This window comes from Pseudomonas frederiksbergensis, assembly GCF_000802155.2.
GTDB classification, from domain to species: Bacteria; Pseudomonadota; Gammaproteobacteria; order Pseudomonadales; family Pseudomonadaceae; genus Aquipseudomonas; species Aquipseudomonas frederiksbergensis_A.
This window is the reverse complement of record NZ_JQGJ02000023.1, coordinates 26,177-51,551: the sequence shown is the minus strand read 5'-3', so window position 1 is coordinate 51,551 and position 25,375 is coordinate 26,177. Positions and strand designations below refer to the sequence as shown.

The following is a 25,375-nucleotide window of genomic DNA, read 5'->3' as shown; positions in this document are numbered from 1 at the left end:
GGGCTTACGTTGGTTTTTGGTTCCATTGCTCCCCAAACCCCACGTTCAAAATTAGTAACGACCCTCATTTTGCCGAGAGGTAGTCGATGTGGTTGGGCTCTACCTGAACCCGCCGGATAACGCTCTGGCGTTGTCGGTTGACGAAATAACCCAGATCCAGGCGCTGGATCGTACTCAGCCGATGTTGCCGCTGAATATAAAGAGACAGACCAGCTTGGCGAGGCGATTTTACTGATCACCCATGCGGCCATTGGAATGATCTACGGGCAGTGCCCATGGAACAACAATGAAGTGGCCGAGCAGCACTTGGCAGAGAAGCTGACTAACTTTATAAAGGGCATTATCGCCAGCGGCGAATAGAATCAGCGCCAAAGGCGGCTCAAGAAAGGGCCAAAAGCAATGTTCACTCACAGCTATTTAGTTGAGGCCTTGGCTCATGCATGACTGATTCTCAAGCCCTTGGTCGAAGGTGTGGTGCCCCGAGTCGATCGTTGACTAACGGTCCTTTCGTGCCGGCAACATTTACTTCAACCAAGTCTACATTTGGTGCCAGATACGAACGGCGCCTATGTAATTTTCGATCTCCCCGGATCATAAGCTGATCCGCAATGTATTGATGCCCTGCGAGAATAGCCCCGTTTCGAGCGGTGTTTTCCCTCGCTGTTCTTCGCAATCATATCAAGGCCCTCCAACCTCATCCTATGCTCCGCGGCCACCTTCCAGCTGAACATTTGGCTGGCAAAGCAAAGCCCTGACGGTTCGTGGCCGTCAGGGCTTCTAATTCCTCAAGCATCTCAACATGGCGGAATGTAAAAATATGATAGCAAGCTAACGATCAAGCGTCGAGGTTCGCAGCCACTATATCGTTTCGACTACAAATTTCAGCTATGCAGCCACGGGCTGCTGTATTTAGTTTCCCAGCCAACCCTTAAGGCCCGGAACTCGTAACTGGTCCTTTTCTATGCGCTTTGAAGAGAGGCGCTCTCGCTACTCCTCAAAGTAAAGCACGCGGCCATAACAGCCTCATGGAAATTAGCTGACGTAACGGCCTCAATCGGCGCGCGGCCATCCAGTACTCCATGGGGATTCAGTAATGCTCGGTAAATCGCCCAGGAATCAGCGTCCTGCGAATGCTTCAGAACAGCCTGCACCAACTTATGTTTCAGAGGATCTAGGTGCCAATCTGGAACGCGCCGCCCTTGGTTACCCAGGCTCAACGCAAGCACTCTTTTGGCCTGAACCTCGTGGCTGATCCACCTGCGTGATTTACCAGCCATCTCAGCAAACACCGCCGCCGGGAGATTATGTGGTGCATTGAACATCTCCAGCATTTCCATTCGCTCTCGCTGTATATCCGAAAGCCCAGGCGCTGATCCTGAAACAGCCGATAGGCGTTGAGCGGCTGCAGGCAGCGTCTGCATTGCGCTTCCTGCGCTTGCCACCCCTAGGATGGGAGCCCGCGTCGCGGTAGGGACCACTTCATCAAAACCTCCCGCCAACTGCGGAACACCTTCTAGGTGAATGGTGATCGGCATGCTAGCCGCTTCAACCTGGCACTGCTCAAAGAGATCCAGTCTATCGGCCCAATCCTGCATCATCCTGCGGCGCTGCTCGACATACTCGGCATGGTTGTACGCTGCGCTCACCTTATCAGGGTCGGCGTGCGAGAGTTGCGCATCTATCCAGACCTTCGGGTAACCAATTTCGTTGAGTGCGGTGGAAATGGTCCCCCTGATGCCATGGCCAGTCAGCTGATCCTTGTACCCCACCCGTTTCAGCGCGGCATTAAGCGTGTTTTCGCTGATGCGCTTTTTCAAGTCACTGTAGTGGGCAAACAGGTACCGCTGGGCCGGCTTCACTTGATCCAGCAGGTGGCGAACGACCTCTACAGCCTGCACAGAAAGGGGCACGATGTAGGGCGGGATATCACCGGGGCGCTTGCCCTCCTTGCGCAGTTCAAGCTGCAGCTGTTTCACCACTTCTGGGGGGATGATCCAGAGGCCCTTATCGAAATGGAATTGATCCGGCATCGCCAACCGCAGCTCCCCCGTACGCACTCCCGTCAAAAATAGCAACCGAAGGCCAAGCTGGGTCTGCAACTTGCCGGGGTACTTGCGTAGTGTTTGGAGCATGGCCGGGAGCTCGGGCATGCGCAGGAATGGATTGTGGCGTACAGGCGACTGAGGCAGCGCGACGACATCCAGATCGAACGCCGGATTCAGCGGTAACCCGGGAGCGATGATCAATGCGTAACGGAACATTTGCCGAAACCAGGTCCGGACTTTTTCGGCAGTGGTGAGCGCCTTTCTGCGTTCTATCCTCGCCACGACCTCCAGCAGGTCGGACCGCTGGATTTCGTAGATTGAGCGCTTCCCAAGAGCAGGAAGGACGTCTTTGACAAAGATACGCTGGATCTGTGAGATCGTGCTCTGCCGCCCTTCCTTAAGGACGAGACTACGATGCTCGACCCACTTGTCGAACACTGCCTTGAATGTGTTTTCGTCCGCGAGGCGGACGGACTGCCGCTTCTGCTTACGGTGTGCTCGGGGGTTGATGCCCTTGGCCAAAAGAGCTCGGGCTTCGTCGCGCAAAGAACGAGCCTCCCGGAGACTGACCTCGGGGTAAGTGCCCAGCGACATGCGTTTCTGCTTACCGGCCCAGTAGTAGCGGTAATGCCACGACTTGCCGCCTTCAGGTGCCACCGCCAGGGATAGCCCATCAAGGTCACCGAGGGTGTAGGGCTTTCCGGTTGCTTTTGCTTGCCGGACAGCCAGATCTGAGAGTGCCATGTTCTAGCTCCTGAACTCTTGGTCAGGACTAGATACTTGTCGCGTAGGCCTCGCTCCTCCAGCAACAATCCGGAAACCGCGACACCCATATTGATGGACTTAAAAATGGACTTAAAAGTCGTGGCTGTCGGTAGTTTTCAGTGGAACTCACTGGAATGAAAAAAGGACCCAAAGGCCCTGATTTCAACGACTTACAGAACCCAATGGAACTCTGCAGACCATAATTTGGAGCGGGAAACGAGACTCGAACTCGCGACCCCGACCTTGGCAAGGTCGTGCTCTACCAACTGAGCTATTCCCGCAAATGGCGTCCCCTAGGGGACTCGAACCCCTGTTACCGCCGTGAAAGGGCGGTGTCCTAGGCCACTAGACGAAGGGGACACACTAACTGAAACACATGGTGTGTATTTCAGTGCCCAAATCCGCATCCGAAGATGTCGGCTCTGGCTTCACTCAGCCTTGCCCGAAAGCAACGCTGTTTAAATTGGAGCGGGAAACGAGACTCGAACTCGCGACCCCGACCTTGGCAAGGTCGTGCTCTACCAACTGAGCTATTCCCGCATTGGCGTCCCCTAGGGGACTCGAACCCCTGTTACCGCCGTGAAAGGGCGGTGTCCTAGGCCACTAGACGAAGGGGACACACGTACAACATTCACTGCTTATCGCGTTTAGCTGAGTGCTTTACGCTGTAAGTGGCGCGCATTCTATGGATGGATTGGAGGGTCGTCAACCCCCGAATATAAATTTATTTAAATCAATGACTTCGCCCGCTTTGGGGCGGCTTCGCAGATTTTCTTCGTCCGGTCTCTGGCGCCTATATTCTGTCGCCCGCCAAGGCGTTATAGTCGCGCCAGGCAAATGGTGGCAATGTGCACCTACTCCGCTACAAGCTCCATAAACAGCACGACGCCCGTCTAATCGCGTCGTTCGGGCCTATGCGCTTAAAAGCCAAGCCACTACACTCATGACATGCGTACCCTATTAAAGAGGTCTTACCGGTGACACCACTCATGATCACCCTGCTCGTCGTAGCCGGGATCGCACTGTTGATCGCCATTGGCTACATGAACCATGTGGTGGAAAACAACAAGCTGGAAAAGGTCCGTACCAAGGTTGAGCTAAACGATCGCTTGCGTCGTTGTGGCGAGCTCACCGAAACCTTCCCCGGCCAGTTGATGAATCCGGCCCTGAAGCTCTTGATCACGCGTCTTGAGCTGAATGTCTGCCAGCGCCTGCTCAATCTCGACAAGTCCAACGCTCAGGTCAAGGCTCGACTGGACGAACTGACGGCGCTGGCCGCCCAGGGTGAGTCGATTCCGGTGAACAACCCGCCGGCGCCGATCCAGACCGAAGCGAAGGCCAAGGATGTGCGGTTCCTGCTCGAGGCCCTGCACGGCCAGATCACTCGCGCCGCCCAGGACGGGTTCCTCCCGCCCAACGAGGCCAAGCGCTGGATCCGTGAGGTGCGGCACATCCTGGTGCTGCTGCACATCGAATTCTTCAACAACCTCGGCCAGCAGGCCTTGCAGCAGGAGCAGCCGGGGCAGGCTCGACTGGCGTTCGAGCGCGGTGTCCAGTATTTGCGCAAGCAGCAGGAACCGCAGGTCTATGCCGAACAGTTGGCTTATCTGGAGAAGCTCCTGGCGCGGGCCAACGCCCAGGTCCTGGCCAGCACTCAGCCTGTGGAGGGTGAGGTGAACCAGTTGACCGAAGGGTTGAAGGAAGACGAGGCCAACGATGAGTGGAAGAAGAAGAAGGTTTACGACTGATCGTTGGGCCTCGCCATCGATGCCGGGTCGCCCACGCCTCGATACCTGATCCTGGTGGCACACCGCTTTTTTGTTGCAAGCGAGCCTGCTGCGAAGGCGGTGTGACCGTCGATGAAGATGCTGAGTGGATTGGCCTGCCAGCAACAGCGATGGCAGCCCACCGCCAATTCACAATCTGAAATGCCCCACCATTGCTTTCAACTCAACCCCAAGCTGCGCCAGCTCGATACTTGAAGCGGCGTTGCCTTGCATCGCAATGGACGATTGATCGGCGCTCGCCCGGATGCTGGTGACGCTGCGGTTGATTTCTTCGGCCACGGAACTCTGTTGCTCGGCGGCCGCGGCGATCTGTTGGTTCATTTGCTGGATCAATGACACCGCCGCCGCGATGCTGCCCAGAGCGCTTTCAGTCTGCAATGCGTCGCTGACCGCCATTTTCACCAGCTCGCCACTGCTCTGGATTTGCTGCACGGAGGCTTGTGCAGCTGAGCGCAGCGCACCGACCAGGCGCTCGATCTCCTCGGTGGACTGTTGCGTACGCCTGGCCAGCGCCCGCACCTCGTCGGCCACGACCGCGAATCCCCTGCCCTGCTCACCGGCCCTGGCCGCTTCGATGGCGGCGTTGAGGGCCAGCAGGTTGGTTTGCTCGGCCACGCTCTTGATCACGCCCAGCACGGTGCCAATGTTTTGTATCTCGGCGCTCAGGCTTTCGATGCTGGTGCTGGTCATCGTGGCCGAGTCAGCCAATTGCTCGATACGCACCATGCTCTGGCGCACCACCTGCTGGCCGCTTTCAACCTTGTCATCCGCTGTCTGCGCCGCTTGCGCCGCCTCCTCCGCATTGCGGGCCACATCGTGCACGGTGGCGGTCATCTGGTTCATCGCCGTAGCGACCTGCTCGGTTTCCTCTTTCTGGCTGCTGACTTCCAGGTTGGTCTGTTCAGTGACGGATGACAATGACTGGGCAGAGCTGGCCAACTGCTCGATGCCGGACTGCAGACCACTGACGATACTGCTCAACCCGGCCCCCATCTGCTGCATTGCCAACATCAACTGGCCAATCTCGTCCCGGCGCGTCACCTCGACCTTGGCGCTCAGGTCACCGGCGGCTATCTGCTGAGCAACACGAATCACGCTGCGCAGCGGGGTGACAATCAACCGGGTGATCACCCAGGCCGCAACCAACCCCACCAACAGGGCCAAGGCCGACGAGCCGATGATCATCAGCGAGTTTTTCTTCAGTTCCGCGTGCATGGCGCTGTCTTCGGCGCTGAACGCCTGGTCGACCCGCGCCACCACCTGATCGGCGCGTTCGTGCAATTGCTGGTAGACAATTTTTTCCTTGGCCAGCAGGCCGGTGTATTCCGCCAGTTGCTGGTTGAACCCGGCGATGTGCCCGGCGACTTCGTTGAGCACCGTTTGATAGCCAGGATCCTTGACCGCCTCCTTGAGTTCTTCAGCCAGTTTCATGGCCTGCTCGGCCTGTTCGATATTGCCTTGCCCAGCGGCTTCATCACTGCCTTTGCGGCTTTGGTCCAGCCGAACACGCGCTTCGTTCATCGACTGCAACATGAGTCGCGACACTTCGCTGACCTGGTTGGCCTGCTCGATAAATTGCACACCCTCCTTGCCCTCGGAGTCCTTCAGGGTATAGGCGCCGTCATCGGCCAGCCCCGCCTGCAAGACATCCAGGTTATTGGCGACGCTGGAAACCGACCAACTGGCCATCTCCAAGGCGAGGTCCTTGCTTTGACTCAGCCCGACGAATTCGTCGAAAGCCTTGCGATAGGCCGCCAAAGCCTGCTGGACATCATCCATCACCGGTACATTGCTGGCAGACTGCGCCTTGAGTTCATTCGCCAGGGCTATCAACCCATCGACGCCCTGGCGCAGGGCATCGGCGGTCTTGGGGTCGGAGCGCAAGGCAAAGTCTTGCTCCAGCAGCCGGACCTTGAGCAACTCGCTGTTAAGGAACGACATCTGCTTCAAACCCGCGAACCGATGGCTGATGGTTTGCAGGGACCAGACGCCAATGGCCGCCACCACTGCGGTGAGCAGCAACACCAGGACAAACCCGATACCCAATTTCTTTGCCATACCCAGATTGGCAAAACGTCCTTGCACGGCCGAAATCATTGCGCCCAATCCTCTGCCGATGTGTGTTGATTTGCAGATTCGCAACGAGACACCCCGCAACACAAGATGCTGGCGTCGGAATAATGGCAAAAAGCTACAGGCGCGTCGTTTTCAGGACACTTGAGGTCGATCCAGGGCCGTGGCTCGGAAAAATGCCAAGGCCCTGGGATCCCGCGCATAGGCGACGTTGACCCGCAGCCAATCCGTCTCGGCACCCGAAGGGCTGAACGCTGTGCGAGAGGACAACTGAATGCCGCACCGCCCGGCCAGATGCTGCAACTGAGCATAGTCACACGACGGCGGACGCGCCCAGATGAAAAGGCCACCCGCCGGTTTGCCAAACACTTTCCAATCGGCGTCTTCCAGCAGTTGCAACGTCACCGCCATGTCGGCATTGAGTCGCTGGCGCTGGCGCTGAACCAGCTTGCGATAGGCGCCGTTGACCAGGAGGCTCGCCAGCACCGACTCGGCGAATCGCGACGCTCCCATGCAGGTGATCTCCTTGACCTCGCCCAGGCGCGCGACAACGGACGGCTCGGCCACTATGAAGCCGACGCGTAAAGAGCTGCTCAAGGTCTTCGAAAAACTGCCCAGATAGATCACATCGGTATTCAGTGCCGCCAATCGGGCCCGCGTTGAGCCCTGGAAATCGGCATAGACATCGTCTTCGACGACCAACATGGCGTGCTCGCTGGCCAGTTGCAGCAGCCGCTGGGCCACGGACGGTGCCAGGCTGCTGCCGGTCGGGTTGTGGCAGGCACTGTTGATGAAAATAGCGCTGGGCCTATGGATCACCAGCAAACGCTGGAGGGCATCGACGTCCGGGCCACGCGGTGTCCTGGGCAATTCGATCATGTCTATCTTGTGCAGCCTGAGCAGGTTGAACAGGTTCGAATAGCCGGGGCTCTCCACCACCACGCTGCACCCGGGCCGCAGGAGTGTCCGCACGATCAGGTCGAGCGCGTGAGTGGCGCCCTGGGTGGTCAGGATGCGATTTTCATCGGCATCGATATCCAGCTGCTTCAACCGCTTGGCGAGTTGCTCGCGCAGGGCGGGTAATCCCAGTGGCGTGTTGTAGTTGAACAGCCCCGCCATGTCGGTCCGCGTGACCTGACGGATCGCATAACCCAGGTCATCACTTTCGCGCCAACTCTCGGGAAGCCCACCGCAGCCCAACTTCAATACGTGACGAGCAGGGTCTACCGGGGCCTTCTGGCCCGGCATTCCGTCTTGCGGCCAGACGAGCTCCGAGCCCCCGGCGACGCAAGCGGCCTGGGCGACAAAAAAACTCGAGCCGTGACGTGACGCCAACAAACCTTGGGCGACCAGGCGCTGGCAGGCCTCATGGACACTGGCCTGACTTAATAGATTATCCCGTGCCAGCTGCCTGATCGATGGCAGGCGAGTCCCCGGTTCCACCGCGTCCTGTCGAATCCAGCCAGCCAACGCGTCGACAATTTGCTGCACGACGGGCACCAGGGCCTGCCGGTCGATTCTCAACTCCATGAGTAACCAAGCTCCTAAGCGTTTGTTTTATTTGCACAAACAGTTAAGCACAGGTCGATGTGGGAGGATGTAAGAGAAAGGCGCGAAAACGCCTCATTCTCATTCTTTGAAATACATTGGCGGAACCCTCAAGGGAACCTTCGTTCTTAAAGGAAAACCCGCAACCAGTGCGGGCTTTGTCCTATCACGAGACGGCAACTCACGCTAGATTGCCGTAGCCCCGCCATCCACCGCCAACGAATGCCCCGTGGTAAACGCCGCGCCATCGCTGCACAAATACAACACGGCGCTGGCGATTTCCTCGACTTTGCCGATTCTCCCCACTGGATGCATCGCGTTGGCGTATTCGCCTTTTTTCGGATCCGCCTCATAGGCCCGACGGAACATATCAGTGTCGATCACCGCCGGGCATACCGCATTCACACGGATTTTCTTCTTGGCATATTCAATCGCCGCCGACTTGGTCAACCCGATGACGGCATGCTTGGAAGCCGCGTAGATACTCATCTTCGGCGCCGCCCCGAGCCCTGCAACGGAGGCCGTGTTGACGATGGCGCCACCACCCTGGGCCAGCAGCAATGGCAGCTGATATTTCATGCACAACCAGACACCCTTGACGTTGACGCCCATGATCGCGTCGAACTCATCCAGCGTACCGTCGGCCAGCTTGCCCTTCTCGATTTCGATGCCAGCGTTGTTGAACGCGTAATCGAGGCGACCGTACGCGGCGATGACTTCGTCCATGAGATCTCGCACATCGCTTTCCAACGTCACGTCGCAACGCACGAACACAGCCTCGCCACCCGCCTCGCGAATCAACTGCACCGTGCCCTCGCCGCCCGCAACGTCCAGGTCGGCGACGACTACTTTGAGGTGCTGCGCCGCGAACGCCTGGGCCGTGGCGCGGCCAATGCCCGCCGCGCCGCCCGTCACCACGGCGACCTGTCCGGAAAACGTCATGCTCATGATCCTGCCTCGAAGAATTACTGACGCTGCGATTTAGCCACCGACCGCAACGGCACGGCAGCACTATCCAATCGCCGGTTGGCTCTGCATGAACGCCAGTGATAACACCACCCAGGGCATCATCACCGTTTTGGATCAACCCGCATTCGCTGGATAGGCAAACCTTGCGGTGAACGCATCAAGGGTCTATCAACAAAGCTCCATTCATCTTGAGTGCCTGTCATGACCGCCCAGATCAACCGCCAGTTCCTGCTCGCCAAACGCCCGGTGGGCGCCGCGACCCGCGAGACGTTCACTTATCAACAAGTCCCGGTTGGCGAACCGGCAGCGGGCCAGATACTGGTCAAGAATGAATACCTGTCCCTGGACCCGGCCATGCGTGGCTGGATGAACGAGGGCAAGTCCTATATCCCACCGGTGGGCATCGGCGAAGTCATGCGGGCATTGGGGGTCGGCCAGGTGGTTGCGTCGAATAACCCGGGATTTGCGGTGGGGGATTACGTCAACGGCGCCCTGGGCGTGCAGGATTACTTCCTCGGCGAACCGCGCGGTTTCTATAAAGTCGATCCGAAACTGGCGCCACTGCCCCGTTATTTGTCCGCGCTGGGCATGACTGGCATGACCGCTTATTTCGCCCTGCTGGATGTCGGCGCGCCGAAGGCCGGTGAAACCGTGGTGCTTTCTGGCGCCGCCGGCGCGGTAGGCAGCATCGCCGGGCAGATCGCCAAGATCAAAGGCTGCCGTGTGGTCGGCATTGCCGGCGGTGCCGACAAGTGCAAGTTCCTGATCGATGAGCTGGGCTTCGACGGTGCCATCGACTACAAGAGCGAAGACGTTCACGCCGGCCTCAAGCGCGAGTGCCCCAAAGGCGTGGATGTGTATTTCGATAACGTCGGCGGCGATATTCTCGATGCGGTGCTCAGCCGCCTGAACCTCAAGGCCCGCGTGGTGATCTGCGGCGCCATCAGTCAATACAACAACAAGGAAGCAGTGAAAGGCCCGGCAAACTACCTGTCGCTGTTGGTCAACCGTGCGCGGATGGAAGGTTTCGTGGTCATGGATTATGCCTCGCAGTTCGCCGCCGCCGGGCAGGAGATCGCCGGCTGGATGGCCAAGGGGCAGCTCAAGAGCAAGGAGGACATTGTCGAGGGGCTGGAAACCTTCCCCGAGACACTGACCAGATTGTTCAGTGGGGAAAATTTCGGGAAGTTGGTGTTGAAGGTCTGACGCGAAACATACGGTGAGACCCGATACCCAAGGCCTGACATAAAACAAATGTGGGAGCGAGCAAGCTCGCTCCCACAAGGTTTACAGCATCCTGGTCAGGCCAGTTCAGCCACAACCGCAGCCAGCGCCTTGGCCGGATCGGCAGCCTGGCTGATCGGACGACCGATCACCAGGTAATCGGAACCTGCGTCCAAGGCCTGGCGCGGGGTCAGGATGCGCCGCTGGTCATCCTGCGCGCTGCCGGCCGGGCGAATCCCAGGTGTCACCAGTTGCAGCGACGGGTGGGCCGCTTTCAGGGCGCCGGCTTCCAGCGCCGAGCAGACCAGACCGTCCATCCCGGCCTTTTGCGCCAGCGCCGCCAGGCGCAGCACTTGTTCCTGGGGCTCGATGTCCAGGCCGATCCCTGCCAAGTCCTCACGCTCCATGCTGGTCAGCACGGTCACGCCGATCAGCAGCGGCTTCGGGCCACTGCGCTGGTCCAGCACTTCACGACAGGCAGCCATCATGCGCAGGCCACCGGAGCAATGCACATTGACCATCCACACGCCCATCTCCGCAGCAGCCTTGACGGCCATGGCGGTAGTGTTGGGAATGTCATGGAATTTCAGGTCGAGGAAAACCTCGAATCCCTTGTCACGCAACGTCCCTACGATTTCCGACGCACAGCTGGTGAACAGCTCCTTGCCGACCTTGACCCGGCAAAGCTTGGGGTCCAATTGGTCGGCCAGCTTCAGGGCGGCGTCACGGGTAGGAAAATCCAGGGCGACGATGATAGGCGTCTGGCAGGCGGACATGAGCGGGCTCTCAGGCAAGTCGAAATCGGCGCGCATTGTAGCGGAACCAGCGCCCGTGCGGGACCCAATGATCGGTAAATCGTCGATTGTCCTTTCGGCCATTTGTGTCAGGGCCGATACATTCATGACACGCACGCAACACGACGGGACGCTACCCTGCGCCGCCGCAACCGCTTCACGGCCCACCGTCCGAAGCTTATGCTCAAACCACGCCCTCGCCGCCTTCTATGCGGTTGGCAGCCCAACTGGCAGATGACGCCCCCATGCAGAACACCCCTGTTGCAAATGCTGGCGACCCAAGAGCGTCCGACGACGATAAGCGTTGGAGCACCCGCGCGCTGATCGTCGATGACGACGTACCGCTCCGCGAATTGCTGATCGGCTACCTGGCCCGCTTCAACATCCGCGCCAGTGGCGTAACCGATGGCGTGGCCATGCGCCAGGCAATGGAGGCCGAACATTTCGATGTGGTCGTCCTGGACCTGATGTTGCCAGGAGAAGACGGTTTGCAGCTGTGCCGCTGGTTGCGGGCCGAGTCGGACATTCCCATCCTGATGCTGACAGCGCGCTGCGAGCCCACCGACCGCATCATCGGCCTGGAACTGGGCGCAGATGACTACATGGCCAAACCCTTCGAGCCGAGGGAGCTTGTGGCGCGAATCCAGACCATCCTTCGCCGCGTGCGCGATGACCGCAGCGAGCAGCGGGCCAATATCCGTTTCGATAACTGGCGACTCAATAGCGTGCTGCGCCAGTTGGTCTCTGCCAATGGATTGGTGGTGCCTCTATCCAACGCCGAATTCCGTCTGCTGTGGGTGTTCATCGAGCGTCCGCGCCGAGTGCTCAGTCGTGAACAACTGCTGGACGCCGCCCGCGGTCGCTCGATCGAGGCGTTTGACCGCAGTATCGACCTGCTGGTCTCGCGCTTGCGCCAGAAACTGGGTGACGACCCCAAGGCCCCACAGCTGATCAAGACCGTGCGCGGTGAAGGCTACCTGTTCGATGCGCGGGATATCGGTTGATGCGCCTGCGCGTCGATTCCCTGTTCGGCCGCCTGTTCGGCATGCTGCTGGTGGCGATCGTGCTGGCGCACCTGTTGGCCTTTGCCTGGTTCTTTCATTACGACAAGCCGCCACCTCCCGGGCCGCCACCGGAATTCTCCCATCAAGCCGGAGGTTCCGCGCGCTCCGGCCCGCCACCGGGCACACGCCCATGGTTCGGCGGGCCTGTGGTGCCGCTGACATTTCAGTTTGTGTGCTTGATCGTTGCGGCTTGGTACGGCGCCAAGCTCCTGACCCGGCCGATCCAACGCCTGAGCGATGCCGCCGAACGGCTGAGCGAGGACCTCGATAGCCCACCACTCCAGGAAACGGGTCCGCGAGAGGCCCGCCAAGCCGCCCATACGTTCAACCTGATGCAACAACGGATCCGTGAACAGGTGCAGCAGCGCTCGCGCATGCTTGGCGCGGTCTCCCATGACCTGCGCACCCCGCTTGCGCGGCTCAAGCTGCGCCTGGAGCAGATCAACGACACCCGGTTGCAGGATCAGATGCGCCAAGACCTGGACGATATGATCGCCATGCTCGATGCCACGCTGACCTATCTGCATGAGCAACGCACCAGCGAGGCATGGCAATGGATGGACGTGCAGGCCCTGGTGGAGTCATTGAGCGAAAACGCCCAGGACCAAGGCGCCAATGTCCACGCCAGCGGCAACTGTGCGCCCTTGCAGGTGCAGCCGATGGCGCTGCGTTCCTGCATCAATAACCTCGTCGATAATGCCCTGCGCTACGCTGGCGACGCATCGATTGTCCTGGAAGACCAGCAGCACCAATTGCTGATCCGGGTGATTGACCATGGACCCGGCATCGCTGAAGACCAGCGCGAAGCGGTGTTCGAGCCATTCTTTCGCCTGGAGGGTTCGCGCAATCGCAACTCCGGTGGCGTCGGCCTGGGCATGACCATCGCCCGGGAGGCCGCCGAACGCCTGGGCGGACAATTGAGCCTGGAGCAAACCCCCGGAGGCGGATTGACTGCGGTGATTCGTTTGCCCCGCGTGGCCTGAACCGCTGCGTTACCGCGCCTGGCTCTTGCTCCAATCCGTCAGCAAACTGTACGCCACCGCCAGCAGGGTCGGGCCGATGAACAGCCCGATAAAGCCGAAGGCAATCAGTCCGCCGAACACCCCAAGCAACACGATCACCAGCGGCAGGTTTCCGCCACGGCTGATCAGGTAAGGCTTGAGCACGTTGTCCACGCCGCTGATGATGAACGTGCCCCAGATGCCGAGGAACACCGCCATCCCATACTCGCCCTTCCACGCCAGCCAGGCCGTGGCGGGGATCCAGACCAGCGGAGGCCCCATGGGAATCAGGCTGAGCAGGAAGGTGACGATGCCCAGCACCAGCGCCCCCGGCACTCCGGCGATCAGGAAGCCGATCAGCGCCAGCACGGCCTGGGCCGCGGCAGTACCGATCACGCCATTGACCACTCGCTGCACCGTGCCGGCGACCAACTCGACGTAGTACCCGGCACGGTCGCCGATCAGCCGCTCCAGCAGCCCTTGGACAAATGCTGCCAAGCGCGGGCCGTCCCGGTAGAAGAAGAACACGAACACGATGCTCAGTGTCAGCTCGAGGATCCCACCACCAATCTGCGCGCTACGCGCCAGCAACCAATTGCCGACACGCCCCAGGTACGGCTTGATGGAGACCATCATCGCCGCACCCTGCTGGTCGATGCTGTTCCAGAGGGTGACCAGCCGCCCGCCCACCAGCGGCACCCCGGCCAGCCAGTCGGGCGCTTCGGGCAGGCCATCGACCTGCACATCCCTGATGAACGCCGTGGCATCGCGCACATGATCGGCGAGGTTGAACCCCAGCCACACCAGCGGCACCGCCACCAGCAACATCCAGCCCACCGTCAGCAGGGCCGCGGCCAATGATTCACGACCGTTGACCCAACGGGTCAACAGGCGCATCAGTGGCCAACTGGCGAAAGCCAGCACCGCGCCCCAGAACAGCGCCGACCAGAACGGCGCCATCACCCAGAGGCTGGCGCCGAACAACACCAGGAGCAGGATTTGCACCAACAGTCGATCGTTATTGAGCATGGAAAGTCTCGAAAAATGAACAAGGCCGGGCTAACGACAGCAAACGCGTTTGCCCGTCAGCTTATCGCAACAGCTCAAGGCGCAAGCCCGCCGCGTCAGCGCCGGACGCCTCCATCCTGGCCGCCCGGACGCCCTGCCCGACCAGCGCCTGGCGCCACGCCTCGGCGTGTGGGCCGGCGATGCTGACCCGAAGGCCAGTGTCCAGGTTCAAGGCCCGGGACAGCAGGCGCGACCAGGCATCTTCCGGTTCTCCGGCAAGACGCGGCAAGTCCAGCACACCGGTGTCCTTGAGCTGGCGCAACAACGTGGCCGAGGTCGGCAGCACATCCCCCAACGGCGCGCTCGCTTCGAACTGCTCGACATGCAGGTAGGCCTTGCGGTTGCCACGGGTGATGGCATACAGCGCGATCAGCGTGTTGTCCGCCGGCGGCGCCAGGCGCAGCAACAGGTAGGCCTGGCCATTATCGGCGCCATAGAGCTTGGCATTGCCGAATACCTCGTTGGCCCACAGGCTGCTTTCGCCACAATCGCGGGCCTGGCACCAGAACAGTAGCCCGGCGCCCTGTTTCTGCAACGCTTCGCGGGCAGCGGTAAATGCCTGCGTGGCGGTATGTTCCGGCGGCAGTTCATAAGTCACCGAGGTGGCGTTGCCACGGGCATCCACCTGCCCGTCGAAACGCAGCTGGCCGCTGATCTTGCGGATCGACCCCATGGGGTAGATACGCTCCAGGTCGCTGGTTTGCCGATAATCGACGATCTGCGCGTCGGGCATGCGCGGCACGCTTTCCAGATCCTGGCTGCCCGGCACATCGGCAGCCAGCGATAACGGGCCGAAACTGGCCAGCGCCAGCAGGACGAATGAATGAATGGACAGTTTCATTGGATCGGCTTCGCCAGGGTCCGCGCGACGCAAAGGCGTTCGTCAATGCGCAGCAAGGCGAGTGGACAGGTATCAGTCATGGTTGGCTCCCTTTCAACCCGCCCAGCCTCGACACTTGTCCGGCGCAAGTCAAGAAACGCTGAAGAACCGATTGAAACAGTCTGCTACAAGCGCGGCACCGACCTCATCGTTCAGGTGCAGATGATGGCCGCCAGGTACCTGCTCATGACTGAAGGGTAGACGCTCCAGCAATTCCCGGTGTTGCCCCAGCATGCCCTCGGCCGCAACCACCAGATGGGCAGGACAGGCGACCCGCGCCACGAAAGCCATGGCCTGCTCGTCGGTCAGGCGCAGCGGGGACGGCAGGGTCAGGCGATTGTCGGTACGCCAGGTATAGCCTCCAGGCACCGGCATCAGGCCGCGCTGGGCCAGTAATTCGGCGGCTTCGCGACTGACCGCCACCAGCCCTTTCATTCGGGCCTCAATAGCGCGGTCGAGGGTCTTGTAGACCGGTTTGCTTTTTTGTTGCAGATCCAACTGCGCCTGCAGGGCCATGCCCATGCGCTCCGCCGCATTGTCGCCTTTGCCTGTAGGAGGAATCAGCCCATCGATCAGGCCCAAGTGTGTGATCCGCTCCGGCAAGGCACCGGCCAGCACCAACGAGACAATGGCGCCCATGGAATGCCCCAACAGGGCAAAACGCTGCAGGCCCAACTGTTCGGCGACTTGCAGCACATCGTGGGCATAGTCCCACAAGGCATAGCCGGCGCCAGGTGGACGGTGCCCGGAATGACCATGGCCGGCCATGTCCAGGGCGATCACCCGCACGCCGTGCAACCGGGGCGCCAGCCGGGCGAAACTGTTGGCGTTGTCCAGCCAGCCATGCAGGGCAATCACTGGCCGGCCATCTTCCGGCCCGAACAGATGGGCCGCCAGCTCGATATGAGGCAGGCTCAGGCGGACTTCTTCAACGACGCTCATGGGCGGCGCCCTTCCCAGCGCTGGAAAAGGTCCTTGAGCAGATTGGCAGTGTCTTGCGGACGCTCCAGAGGAAACATGTGGCCGCCAGGCATGCTCAGCGACTCGCCAAAGGGCATACGGCCCACCGACCGGGCGTGATGACGCATCACCACTCGGCTCTGCCGCCCCCGTACCACCGCCAGCGGTACTTCGAGTTTTCGAGCCTTTCCGGGGCTGGTATGCGGCACACCTCGGTAGATGCTGATTTCCGTCGCCGGGTCGAAGCGCAGCCGCAACCGATCACCCACCGGTTGCAAGCCATGTTGCAGGTACGCTTCGAAGCACTCCGGGTCGAAACCGCGAAAAAGCGTCTTGCCGGCGAAATAAGCCCGGGCCGACTCCAGGTCACTGAACTCCTCCCGCCGCCCCAGGGTCCGCCCCGCCGGCGTCAGGCGATCAATGAAGCCCAGGCGTTTGGCGGCCAGGATCAGCCAACGGTCCACCCGGGTCAGCACTGGAGAATCGAGCATGACCACGCCCCGATACAACTGAGGGCTGCGCAACGCCGCGTGCAGATGCAGCACACCCCCCAAGGAATGACCCACACCCCACACCGGTTCCGGTTGCTGCTCCAGATGATGAATCAGCTCGTCCACCAAGTTGTTCCAGTTGTCATCGACCGGGAATCGAGGGTCATGGCCATGCAACTCAAGGTGCGCAACCTCGTACTGCGGCGCCAGGGCGGCGAACAGCTTGCCGTACGTAGCCGAAGGGAAACCGTTGGCGTGAGCGAAAAACACCTGTTGCGACATAGTGACCGATCCATTGCGAGAACTGCGACCGATTGTCCGCAGAACCCGATGGCGCAGCAATGACCGTAACTGACAGGAATGATGACCGCCGGGGTTGGGATATGGAGTCCTGCCCTCGCCACAACGGACTGCTCCAGCCCGGCAGACATTAACGCACTGGCGGCTGTTCTCCCAACGGCACCACCGCCATGGTCAGCCGCGATACGCAGTTGACTTTGCCGTCGTCATTGACCAGGCGGATGTCCCAGACCTGGGTGGTGCGGCCCAGGTGAATCGAGCGGGCCGTGGCCGTGACCCGTCCGCTGCGCACGCCACGCAGGTGGTTGGCGTTGATCTCCAGGCCCACGCAATAGAATTTGCTGGTGTCCACGCACAGATAGGCAGCCATGGAACCCACTGTCTCGGCCAGCACCACCGAAGCGCCGCCGTGCAGCAGGCCGAACGGCTGGTGGGTGCGGTGATCAACGACCATGCTCGCGGTCAGGGATTCGTCGTCGAAGGCTTCGAAACGGATATCCAGCACTTCGCTGATGGTGTTTTTACCGGCGGCGTTCAGTTGTTCGATATTCGGGATAGTGCGCCACAGACTCATCGTTGCCTTCCTATGTGATTTTCTTGTTTTGTTCAACCGGCCACCGGCTGCTCAGGGATGCCTGAGTTCCTTGAGCTTCATCGCACCGGCAAGCAGCAGGTCGCCTTCCAGCTCGGCCAAGCCCGCCGTCGACACTTGTTCAGGTTGCTGCAAATGACCGTGCTGCAAAAAACCCAGCAGGCTGCCCACCAATGGGTTATGGCTGACCAGCAGTACATTGTCCTGATGGTCCAGGTGTTTCAACACGTCAGCCGGTCGGGTTTCCGGCGTCAACCAGTCTACGGTGATCAATTCGGGCTCGAATCCGAGGGCCTCGCGCATCAACTGCGCGGTCTGCTGGGCGCGCACATAAGGGCTGGCATAAATGGCCTGCAATGGCTCGCCCATCAGCCGACCGGCGCTGAGCAACACTTCCTCACGACCACGGACCGTCAACACCCGCTCCGGATCGGGACGGGCCCCGTGCGGCTCGGCCTCGCCATGACGCAATACCCACAGTTTCATAGCTTCGGCTCCTCATCCCGGACCGGATGCGGAGCCGGCGCCACTGCGTGGGGCGCTTCGCCTTCCGGTGTACGTGGGGTCGGCCAGTCGGCGAATGGCCAAGGTTTCTGGTCGCTGTGGAAGGTGCCGAAACGGCCGATCTGCGCCAGGAACTGGCTCAGGCTGTCGCCGAAATTCATCAGGCTGGCGCTGGGTGCGCCGTAGATCAGCCGGTAAATCAGTTGCACCAGCACCACGGCGCCGAGAATGAATTGCGCCACCTGCCAGACCAACAGGTAAATCACCATCCATAGCACGCGCAGCAGGATGGATTCGTATTGGGGCTGCCCTTTCGGATCGTTCATGGTTCGCTCCTGCTTGCGGTAAAAAGAGGCTCAGTTGAAACCACTGGTGGAAATAAAGTCGACGTCAGTCTTGGGTTCGCCACGCATCAACAGTTCAATCACCTGTTCCAGCGTGCGCCCTTCGAACAGGATCGCATGCAGACCGGCGACCAGCGGCATGTACACGCCGGCCTCCTGGGATTTGGCCTTGAGTACCTTGAGCGTGTTGACCCCTTCGGCCACTTCCCCCAGGCGCGACACGGCCTCGTCCAGGCTCAGGCCCTGGCCGAGGGCAAACCCCACCTGGTAGTTGCGGCTCTTGGGCGAGGAACAGGTGACGATCAGGTCACCGACCCCGGCCAGCCCGAGAAAGGTCATCGGATTGGCGCCCTGGCTGACCGCGAAACGGGTCATTTCCGCCAGTGCCCGGGTGATCAGCATGCTCTTGGTGTTCTCGCCCATGCCCAGCGCGACCGCCATGCCGGCAATGATCGCGTAGACGTTCTTCAGCGCCCCGCCCAGTTCCACGCCGAAACGATCGGCGCTGGCATAGACGCGGAATGTGCGGCCATGCAGTGCAGCCTGGACGCACTGGCACAACGCTTCATCTTCGCTGGCCACCACGGTTGCCGTCAGGGCATGTTCGGCAATCTCGCGCGCCAGGTTCGGCCCGGAGATCACGCCGATTCGCGCCTTGGGGGCGATCTCTTCGAGGATCTCGCTCATCAGTTTGAAGGTCTGCGCCTCGATGCCCTTGGTCAGGCTCACCAGCATTTTGCCGCTCAAGCTTTCGGCATGGGGGGCCAGCACCGAACGCAGGGCGCTGGAGGGCAAGGCGACGAAAAACAGGTCGCTGCCTTGGAGCGTGACCTGTAGATCGGTAACCGGTTCGACTTCTGGCCGGATCTTGATGCCTTTGAGGTAACGCGGATTCTCCCGGTTGACCCGGATGGCCTCGGCCTGCTCCGGGTCACGCATCCATTGGCGCACCGCGTGACCATTCTCCGCCAGCAGGTTAGCCACGGCGGTGCCGAAACTCCCGCCTCCCAGGACCGCAATCGGGCGCTGTTCAGTCATATGCAATCCGCTCTTCCATACCAAGTGGCAATGCCGGGCATTATACGGAGCAGCCGGAGCGCGACCAGCCCCGTCCGCAATTACCCATCGCTGTAGGAAGCTGACCACCAATCCCTAGGAAAATGCTGTCAACGTGAATGGAAAAGTCGTTCGGCTCGGTTAACATGCCCGCCATCCTTCTTCTTATCCAAAGGCTGTGCCGTGTCCGTTGGCCCCTCCCGTCCAGGTTCATCCCTGTTATTGGCGCTGATCATCAGCCCGCCAGCGGTGGCCGACGACCTGTTTGTGGATAACCAGCCCCTCCCCCAGGTTCTGACCGCCACGCGCCTGAAACAGTCGCCGGCGGCGGTACCGGGCAGCATGACCGTGCTCGACAGCGAATTAATCAAGGGCAGCGGTGCCCGGGACATCAGCGAACTGTTGCGCCTGGTGCCCGGCATGATGGTCGGCAACCTCAGCGGCAACCAGGCCACGGTCAACTACCACGGCACCAGCGCCAGCGAAGCGCGGCGCATGCAAGTGCTGATCGACGGCCGTTCGGTGTACCGCTCCGGCCTGGCGACGGTGGATTGGAGCGATATACCGGTCGCCATGGAAGACATCGAGCGGATCGAGGTCTTTCGCGGGCCCAACACCGTCAGCTACGGCGCCAACGCCCTGATGGCCGTCGTCAATATCATCACCCGCGCTCCCGCCGACAGCCACGGCACCCGCTTCAAGATGACCCGGGGCCAGAACGGCATCAACGACTGGTACGCCAGCCAAGGCAGTGGCTGGGAAAACGGTGACATGCGACTTTCGCTGTCCGGCCAGGAAGACGACGGCTTCGACAGCGATCGCAACGGCGTCGACTACCGCGACAGCCGGCGCCTGAACCGCTTCAACCTGTCAGTCAGCCAAACCCTGGACGAATACCAGAGCATCGATTGGCAATTGAACGCCAAGGAGGGAACCAATCAGCGGCCCTACACCTATCGCCCAGTATTCGCCGGGATTACCGCGGCTGGTGATAACTCCGACGTCACTGCCAAGGACTACGCCGGTTCGCTGCGCTGGAACCTCGACCTGTCCCCCAATCACAGCCTCTACGTACAGGGTTCGATGCAACACTGGGATCGCCAGCAGACCTGGCGCGCCTGCGATGCCGAGGTGTCCTTCAGCCCGCAGTTGACCGACCTATGGCAGCTCAACCCCAACTATGCCGAGAAACTGGCGCGCAACATTCCGAGTTTCCTGGGCACGGGGGCGCCCGCCGGCACCGCCGAGGAACAGGCGCTGGCCAATCAAGTGCTCGATCAATGGCGCAACGGCGCTTCCCGCACGCTGTGCGGCGACATCGACCAGAGCGCCCGGGAGTCGCGCTATGACCTGGAAATCCAGGACACCCTCAGCCTGTCCGACAGCCTGCGGCTGGTCACCGGGGCGAATTATCGCTACGACCGGGCCGACTCGGAGACCTACTTCAACGGCACGCTGGATGACACCACCTACCGATTGTTCGGCCAGCTCGAATGGCGAGCCAGCGAACATTGGTTGCTGCAGGGTGGCGCGATGTTCGAGGACACGCGCCTGACGGGCAGCTCGCTGACCCCAAGGATGGCGATCAACTACCTGATTACCCCGCGACACGGCCTAAGGGCCGTCTACTCCGAGGCGGTGCGCTCGCCGGACATGTTCGAGAACAACGTCAATTGGAGCTATCAGGTCACCAACCTGCGGCCCACCGCCTTCGGCCAGGACAGCGCCCGTTATTTCGTGCGCACGCGCGGCCCGGGGAACCTGGACCAAGAACACATGCGCTCGCGGGAACTGGGCTACAACGGTTACTTCCTGGATTGGGGCCTGGCGGTGGACGTGAAGCTGTTCCATGACGAAATCACCGGCATGATCAGCGAACCGTTGCGCAACAACCAGTACATCGCCAGCAACAGCAACGAATCGCAATTCAGCGGCGCCGAGACCCAACTCGACTGGCGGGTGACCCAAGCCGATCGGCTGCGCCTGACCTACGCCTATGTCGATGCGCAGGCCAGCAATCCCCTCGACGAACAATTGACCGCACGCAACAGCGGTTCGGCCGGCTGGCTGCGCGACTGGGGCCGGGGCTGGAACAGCGCGGTCTTCTATTACGCCGCCGACGCCCTCAATGGCTATCGCTACGAACGGGTCGATACCCGTCTCGCCCGGCGCATCCCCCTGGGCAAGGCCAGCCTGGAACTGGCAGGCACCCTGCAACAGCGCCTCGATGATCAGCCAACCACGTTCGCCGACAACCGCTACGACTCCCGCCATGTCGTGTATTTCAGCGCGGAGTTGTCCTTCTAGATGGCCCGGGGCCAACCTTGCACGACGCCCTTTCGTGGCGGCCTGTGGTGGTTGCCGTGCCTGGTATTTGCCAGCCTGCTGGTCACGCTCGAGGCCCGCGCCGCTGAGATCCTGTTGACTGGCGCCCAGGACGGCGCCGGCGTGCAGTCATTTACCCAGGCCTTGCAGGCCCGGCGTCCCCAGGATCGCGTGCGATTCGCTCCCTTGGCCAACCTGCCGGCGCCGGATCGGTTGCCTGACGATGTGCGCCTGATCCTGCTCGACCCACCGAGCCTCGATTGGCGCCTGCAAACGCCTCGCGGACCGGCCACCCTGGTGCTGCGCATCAGTCGCCAGCAGGCCCGGGAACGCCTGGGCGATGGGGTACCCGGCCACCTGAGCCTGCTCTGGAGCGATCCGCCGATGGGCCGGCAATTGCGCCTTATTCGTCAAGTCCTGCCACAAGTGCGACGGGTCGGCGTGCTGTACGACAGGCACAGCGAGTTCCTGCTCAAGGACCTTCAGCAGGCCGCGCTGCCGCTGGGCCTGGAGATCGTCAGCGAACGCTGGGACGACACCAACGACAGCCGCCCGCTGCAGAACCTGCTGGGCCAGAGCGATGTCTTGCTGGGCCTGGACGACCCCGACCTTTATAACCCCAAGACCGTGAAGAACCTGCTGCTCAGCAGCTACGCCCGGCAACGCGCGCTGATAGGGCCGAGCGCCGCCTTCGTCAAGGCCGGCAGCCTGGCCAGTACCTACAGCGACCAGGAAGACTGGCTGGCGATACTCGACGAACTGCTGGACCGCCCCGCTTCCACCTGGCCGCGCAGCCTGTACCCGCCCCGCTTCAAAGTCTTGAGCAATCAACAGGTCGCCCGCTCGCTGGGGATCGAACCGATTGACGCCGAATCCGTCGCTGCGCAGTTGGCAGAAGGAGAACACCGCCCATGACCTTGCGTCGCCGTTGGGATATCAATACCCGCACCCAACTCGTAGCCCTTGGCCCGGCACTCCTGCTGACGGTGCTGTTGATCAGCTTTTTTACCTTCGTGCGAATCCAGGACCTGCGCCAGGAACTCAACCACACCGGGCAACTGATCGCCAATCAGCTGGCTCCGGCTGCGGAGTACGGTGTCATCTCGGGCAACAACGACGTACTGGAGAGCCTGCTCACGGCCACGCTCGCCACCCCTCACGTGCGTTTCCTGGAAGTCCAGGACCGCACTGAGCGGGTCCTGGTGTATGTCGAGCAACCGTCGCAAACCCACAATCATTCCCAGCAGGTCGAAGTATTCCAGGCCCCGGTTCGCCTGCAGCGCATTACCCTGAACAATGACTTCCTGCAGGGCAACACCCCGTCCACCGAGGCGCCAGGCGAGGATTACCTGGGCCGCGTCATTGTCGGCATGTCCAACGACGCCTTCAGCCAACGGCAGCAGGAGATCCTGCTCAAGGCCGCGGTCCTGGCCCTGTTTGCGCTGCTGTTCACGTTCCTGGTGGCGCGCCGCCTGGCAGCGAGCCTGTCGCAGCCGATTCGCGACATCGGTCATGCGGTCAAGGCTATCCAACAGGGCGACTACAGCATGCCCTTGCCCATTGTCGACGACGGTGAGTTGGGCGCCCTGTCGCGCCATATCAACAACTTGGCCGCGGGCCTCGAACAAGCAAGCCGCGAACAACACCAGGCCATGGCGCAATTGATCAAGACCCGGGAGGAAGCGGAAAAGGCCAACAGCGCCAAGTCGGAATTCCTGGCGATGATGAGCCACGAGCTGCGCACGCCCATGAATGGCGTGCTGGGCATGCTGCAATTGCTGGAAACCACCCACATGACCGATGAGCAGCACGAATACACCGCGCTGGCATCGGAATCCACCGAGCACCTGTTGAAGGTCATCAACGACATTCTCGACTTCTCGCGCATCGAACGCTCTGCACTTGAGCTGGAACATATCCCGTTCAACCTGGCCGAGCTGGTGGGCAATTGCGCCCAGTCGTTCCAGCACAGCGCCGCGCAGCGCAAGCTGGGCCTGGACCTGCTGGTCCCCGCCGACATGAAGCCGCTGCAGGTACAAGGCGACCCGACGCGGATCCGGCAGATCCTCGTCAACCTGATCGGCAATGCGCTGAAATTCACCGACCAGGGGCGCGTTACCGTGCAGTGCCAATGGCAAGCCCTGGATCACGAACTGCTGTGGTTCACCTGCACGGTGCGCGACAGCGGCATCGGCATTCCGGCCGAAAGCCTGGAGCGCATGTTCGATGCCTTCCAGCAAGCCGACAGTTCGATTTCGAGGCGCTACGGCGGCACCGGCCTGGGCTTGCCCATTGCCCGCACCCTGGCCGAACGCATGGGTGGCACGCTCAGAGCGCAGAGCCAGGAGGGCCAGGGCTCCGTGTTTACCCTGGAAATTCCGTTGGCCCTGTCGCGCCAGGCCCCCGCGCCGCTGACCCCACGCCTGCCGGGAGGAACTGGCGATGGAGAAGGCCGTAACGTCTTGTTGGTGGAGGACAATCCGGTGAACCAGACGGTGATCGAAGCGATGCTGCGCAGCCTCGGCTTCAAGGTCAGCGTCGCCACCGATGGCGCCCAGGCCGTACGCAGCGCCGAGAGCCTGATTTTCGAAGCGATCCTGATGGATTGCCGGTTACCGGTGATCGATGGTTACGAAGCCACGCGGCAAATCCGTCAATTGCCCGGCTGCACCGAGGTGCCCATCATTGCCCTGACCGCCAACGCCCTGCAGGGTGACCGCGAAGCCTGCCTGGCAGCAGGCATGAACGATTACCTGGCCAAACCCTTCAAACGAATTGACTTGCAGCAGATTCTGCAGCGCTGGGTGGGGTAAATGCAGTCCCTTGGACCATCTGCGACTGGCGTGAAAGTCGAAAGTGCGGCAGTCTTAAGCACCCGGCCACGCCTCGATCGGGGAAGGAATAACTATTTCAGTGCACAGGTGTACATCGATTTTCCCGTGTGCTGTGACTTTCACTACAACGCAATAGTCTATGAGTAGGCTGCCGACTCGAGGCGTGAACGCTTCGATCGGCCGGGAAGATTTGCCCCACCCTGCCGCATGGGACTATTGAGGAGCTCGCATGACCAAACAAAACGCCTTTACTCGGGAAGATCTGCTGCGCTGCAGTCGCGGTGAGCTGTTCGGCCCAGGTAACGCGCAACTGCCCGCCCCGAACATGCTGATGGTGGATCGCATCACCCATATCAGCGACGAGGGTGGCAAGTACGGCAAAGGTGAATTGGTCGCCGAGCTGGATATCACTCCGGACCTGTGGTTTTTCGCCTGCCATTTCGAAGGCGATCCGGTAATGCCGGGCTGCCTGGGCCTGGACGCCATGTGGCAGCTGGTCGGTTTCTTCCTCGGCTGGCAAGGCCTGCCGGGTCGCGGTCGCGCCCTGGGTTCGGGCGAAGTGAAGTTCTTCGGTCAGGTCCTGCCGACCGCAAAGAAGATCACCTATAACATCCATATCAAACGCGTCCTCAAGGGCAAGCTGAACATGGCCATCGCCGATGGTTCGGTGGCTGTCGACGGTCGCGAGATCTACACCGCCGAAGGCCTTCGGGTCGGCGTTTTCACCTCCACTGACAACTTCTAAGGGTTA

21 protein-coding genes, 4 tRNA genes and 2 pseudogenes are annotated in these 25,375 nt (G+C 61.0%); 9 read left to right on the top strand and 18 right to left on the bottom strand.

Going from position 1 to position 25,375, the window contains the following annotated elements:
- Positions 1-41: 41 nt before the first annotated feature.
- Positions 42-211: pseudogene (locus tag JZ00_RS30545) on the top strand (IS630 family transposase); the annotation flags it as partial.
- 748 nt (positions 212-959) lie between these two features.
- Here the strand turns inward: JZ00_RS30545 and JZ00_RS26395 are convergent.
- The 5 genes from JZ00_RS26395 to JZ00_RS26375 form a co-directional block, all read right to left on the bottom strand.
- Positions 960-2,789 (bottom strand): tyrosine-type recombinase/integrase, encoded by a 1,830-nt coding sequence (locus JZ00_RS26395; RefSeq protein ID WP_039594166.1) that lies wholly within the window; start codon positions 2,787-2,789, stop codon positions 960-962.
- Between the two features lie 226 nt (positions 2,790-3,015).
- A tRNA-Gly gene (locus JZ00_RS26390) sits at positions 3,016-3,091 on the bottom strand.
- Between the two features lie 3 nt (positions 3,092-3,094).
- Positions 3,095-3,170 (bottom strand) — tRNA-Glu (locus JZ00_RS26385).
- Positions 3,171-3,274: 104 nt separating this feature from the next.
- Positions 3,275-3,350 (bottom strand) — tRNA-Gly (locus JZ00_RS26380).
- A 2-nt stretch (positions 3,351-3,352) separates the two neighbouring features.
- Positions 3,353-3,428 (bottom strand) — tRNA-Glu (locus JZ00_RS26375).
- Between the two features lie 371 nt (positions 3,429-3,799).
- On the opposite strand from JZ00_RS26375, the gene JZ00_RS26370 reads away from it, so the two are divergent.
- The gene (locus tag JZ00_RS26370; RefSeq protein ID WP_039594165.1) at positions 3,800-4,558 is read left to right on the top strand and encodes a VHS/ENTH/ANTH domain-containing protein; all 759 of its coding nucleotides are present in this window, start codon (positions 3,800-3,802) and stop codon (positions 4,556-4,558) included.
- A gap of 168 nt (positions 4,559-4,726) precedes the next feature.
- Here the strand turns inward: JZ00_RS26370 and JZ00_RS32095 are convergent, their stop codons facing one another.
- From JZ00_RS32095 to JZ00_RS26355, 4 genes and pseudogenes are all read right to left on the bottom strand, one after another.
- Positions 4,727-5,590, bottom strand: coding sequence for a methyl-accepting chemotaxis protein (locus JZ00_RS32095; RefSeq protein ID WP_412177692.1), 864 nt, complete (start codon positions 5,588-5,590; stop codon positions 4,727-4,729).
- Positions 5,588-5,782: pseudogene (locus tag JZ00_RS32090) on the bottom strand (HAMP domain-containing protein); the annotation flags it as partial. The pseudogene JZ00_RS32090 and the gene JZ00_RS32095, both read right to left, overlap by 3 nt.
- A gap of 1,023 nt (positions 5,783-6,805) precedes the next feature.
- On the bottom strand, positions 6,806-8,200 hold the full coding sequence (locus JZ00_RS26360; RefSeq protein WP_039594163.1) for an aminotransferase-like domain-containing protein: 1,395 nt from the start codon (positions 8,198-8,200) through the stop codon (positions 6,806-6,808).
- Between the two features lie 204 nt (positions 8,201-8,404).
- A complete protein-coding gene (locus JZ00_RS26355; protein WP_039594162.1) occupies positions 8,405-9,166 on the bottom strand; it encodes an SDR family oxidoreductase in 762 nt (253 codons plus the stop codon).
- Positions 9,167-9,388: 222 nt separating this feature from the next.
- On the opposite strand from JZ00_RS26355, the gene JZ00_RS26350 reads away from it, so the two are divergent.
- Complete coding sequence (locus tag JZ00_RS26350; RefSeq protein ID WP_039594161.1) at positions 9,389-10,393, top strand: NADP-dependent oxidoreductase; 1,005 nt, start codon at positions 9,389-9,391, stop codon at positions 10,391-10,393.
- A gap of 95 nt (positions 10,394-10,488) precedes the next feature.
- Here the strand turns inward: JZ00_RS26350 and pyrF are convergent, their stop codons facing one another.
- Positions 10,489-11,187: an orotidine-5'-phosphate decarboxylase gene (pyrF, locus tag JZ00_RS26345; RefSeq protein WP_162488982.1), complete on the bottom strand. Its 699-nt coding sequence runs from the start codon at positions 11,185-11,187 to the stop codon at positions 10,489-10,491.
- A gap of 263 nt (positions 11,188-11,450) precedes the next feature.
- Between pyrF and JZ00_RS26340 the strand changes: the two genes are divergently transcribed.
- Together JZ00_RS26340 and JZ00_RS26335 are read left to right on the top strand one after the other, a co-directional pair.
- Positions 11,451-12,209: a response regulator gene (locus JZ00_RS26340; RefSeq protein WP_039594159.1), complete on the top strand. Its 759-nt coding sequence runs from the start codon at positions 11,451-11,453 to the stop codon at positions 12,207-12,209.
- Positions 12,209-13,252 carry a sensor histidine kinase gene (locus JZ00_RS26335; protein ID WP_039594158.1) on the top strand — a complete coding sequence of 348 codons (1,044 nt, stop codon included), beginning with the start codon at positions 12,209-12,211 and terminating at the stop codon, positions 13,250-13,252. Before JZ00_RS26340 ends, JZ00_RS26335 begins: the two co-directional genes overlap by 1 nt.
- Before the next feature lie 9 nt (positions 13,253-13,261).
- Here the strand turns inward: JZ00_RS26335 and JZ00_RS26330 are convergent, their stop codons facing one another.
- The 8 genes from JZ00_RS26330 to JZ00_RS26295 all read right to left on the bottom strand — a co-directional run bounded on the left by JZ00_RS26330 (position 13,262) and on the right by JZ00_RS26295 (position 19,447).
- Positions 13,262-14,299 carry an AI-2E family transporter gene (locus JZ00_RS26330; RefSeq protein WP_039594157.1) on the bottom strand — a complete coding sequence of 346 codons (1,038 nt, stop codon included), beginning with the start codon at positions 14,297-14,299 and terminating at the stop codon, positions 13,262-13,264.
- Between the two features lie 61 nt (positions 14,300-14,360).
- A complete protein-coding gene (locus JZ00_RS26325; RefSeq protein ID WP_039594156.1) occupies positions 14,361-15,179 on the bottom strand; it encodes a DUF4892 domain-containing protein in 819 nt (272 codons plus the stop codon).
- Between the two features lie 129 nt (positions 15,180-15,308).
- On the bottom strand, positions 15,309-16,160 hold the full coding sequence (locus tag JZ00_RS26320; RefSeq protein ID WP_039594155.1) for an alpha/beta hydrolase: 852 nt from the start codon (positions 16,158-16,160) through the stop codon (positions 15,309-15,311).
- Entirely contained in the window at positions 16,157-16,951 is a 795-nt protein-coding gene (locus tag JZ00_RS26315; RefSeq protein WP_039594154.1) for an alpha/beta fold hydrolase, read from the bottom strand. The genes JZ00_RS26320 and JZ00_RS26315 overlap by 4 nt, the downstream gene beginning before the upstream one ends.
- Before the next feature lie 148 nt (positions 16,952-17,099).
- A complete protein-coding gene (locus JZ00_RS26310) occupies positions 17,100-17,543 on the bottom strand; it encodes a hotdog fold thioesterase (RefSeq protein WP_039594153.1) in 444 nt (147 codons plus the stop codon).
- A 51-nt stretch (positions 17,544-17,594) separates the two neighbouring features.
- Entirely contained in the window at positions 17,595-18,047 is a 453-nt protein-coding gene (sixA, locus tag JZ00_RS26305; RefSeq protein ID WP_039594152.1) for a phosphohistidine phosphatase SixA, read from the bottom strand.
- Entirely contained in the window at positions 18,044-18,391 is a 348-nt protein-coding gene (locus JZ00_RS26300; protein ID WP_039594151.1) for a DUF4389 domain-containing protein, read from the bottom strand. The genes sixA and JZ00_RS26300 overlap by 4 nt, the downstream gene beginning before the upstream one ends.
- A 30-nt stretch (positions 18,392-18,421) precedes the next feature.
- A complete protein-coding gene (locus tag JZ00_RS26295; RefSeq protein ID WP_039594150.1) occupies positions 18,422-19,447 on the bottom strand; it encodes an NAD(P)H-dependent glycerol-3-phosphate dehydrogenase in 1,026 nt (341 codons plus the stop codon).
- Positions 19,448-19,648: 201 nt separating this feature from the next.
- Here JZ00_RS26295 and JZ00_RS26290 point away from each other — a divergent pair, with 201 nt between their 5' ends.
- The 4 genes from JZ00_RS26290 (at position 19,649) to fabA (ending at position 25,369) form a co-directional block, all read left to right on the top strand.
- A complete protein-coding gene (locus JZ00_RS26290; protein WP_039594149.1) occupies positions 19,649-21,772 on the top strand; it encodes a TonB-dependent receptor plug domain-containing protein in 2,124 nt (707 codons plus the stop codon).
- Positions 21,773-22,705, top strand: a complete 933-nt coding sequence (locus JZ00_RS26285) for an ABC transporter substrate-binding protein (RefSeq protein ID WP_039594148.1) — start codon at positions 21,773-21,775, stop codon at positions 22,703-22,705. It begins immediately after the preceding gene.
- The gene (locus JZ00_RS26280; protein WP_039594147.1) at positions 22,702-24,603 is read left to right on the top strand and encodes an ATP-binding protein; all 1,902 of its coding nucleotides are present in this window, start codon (positions 22,702-22,704) and stop codon (positions 24,601-24,603) included. The genes JZ00_RS26285 and JZ00_RS26280 overlap by 4 nt, the downstream gene beginning before the upstream one ends.
- Before the next feature lie 250 nt (positions 24,604-24,853).
- Positions 24,854-25,369, top strand: coding sequence for a 3-hydroxyacyl-[acyl-carrier-protein] dehydratase FabA (gene fabA / locus JZ00_RS26275; RefSeq protein ID WP_030138344.1), 516 nt, complete (start codon positions 24,854-24,856; stop codon positions 25,367-25,369).
- Positions 25,370-25,375 lie beyond the last annotated feature (6 nt).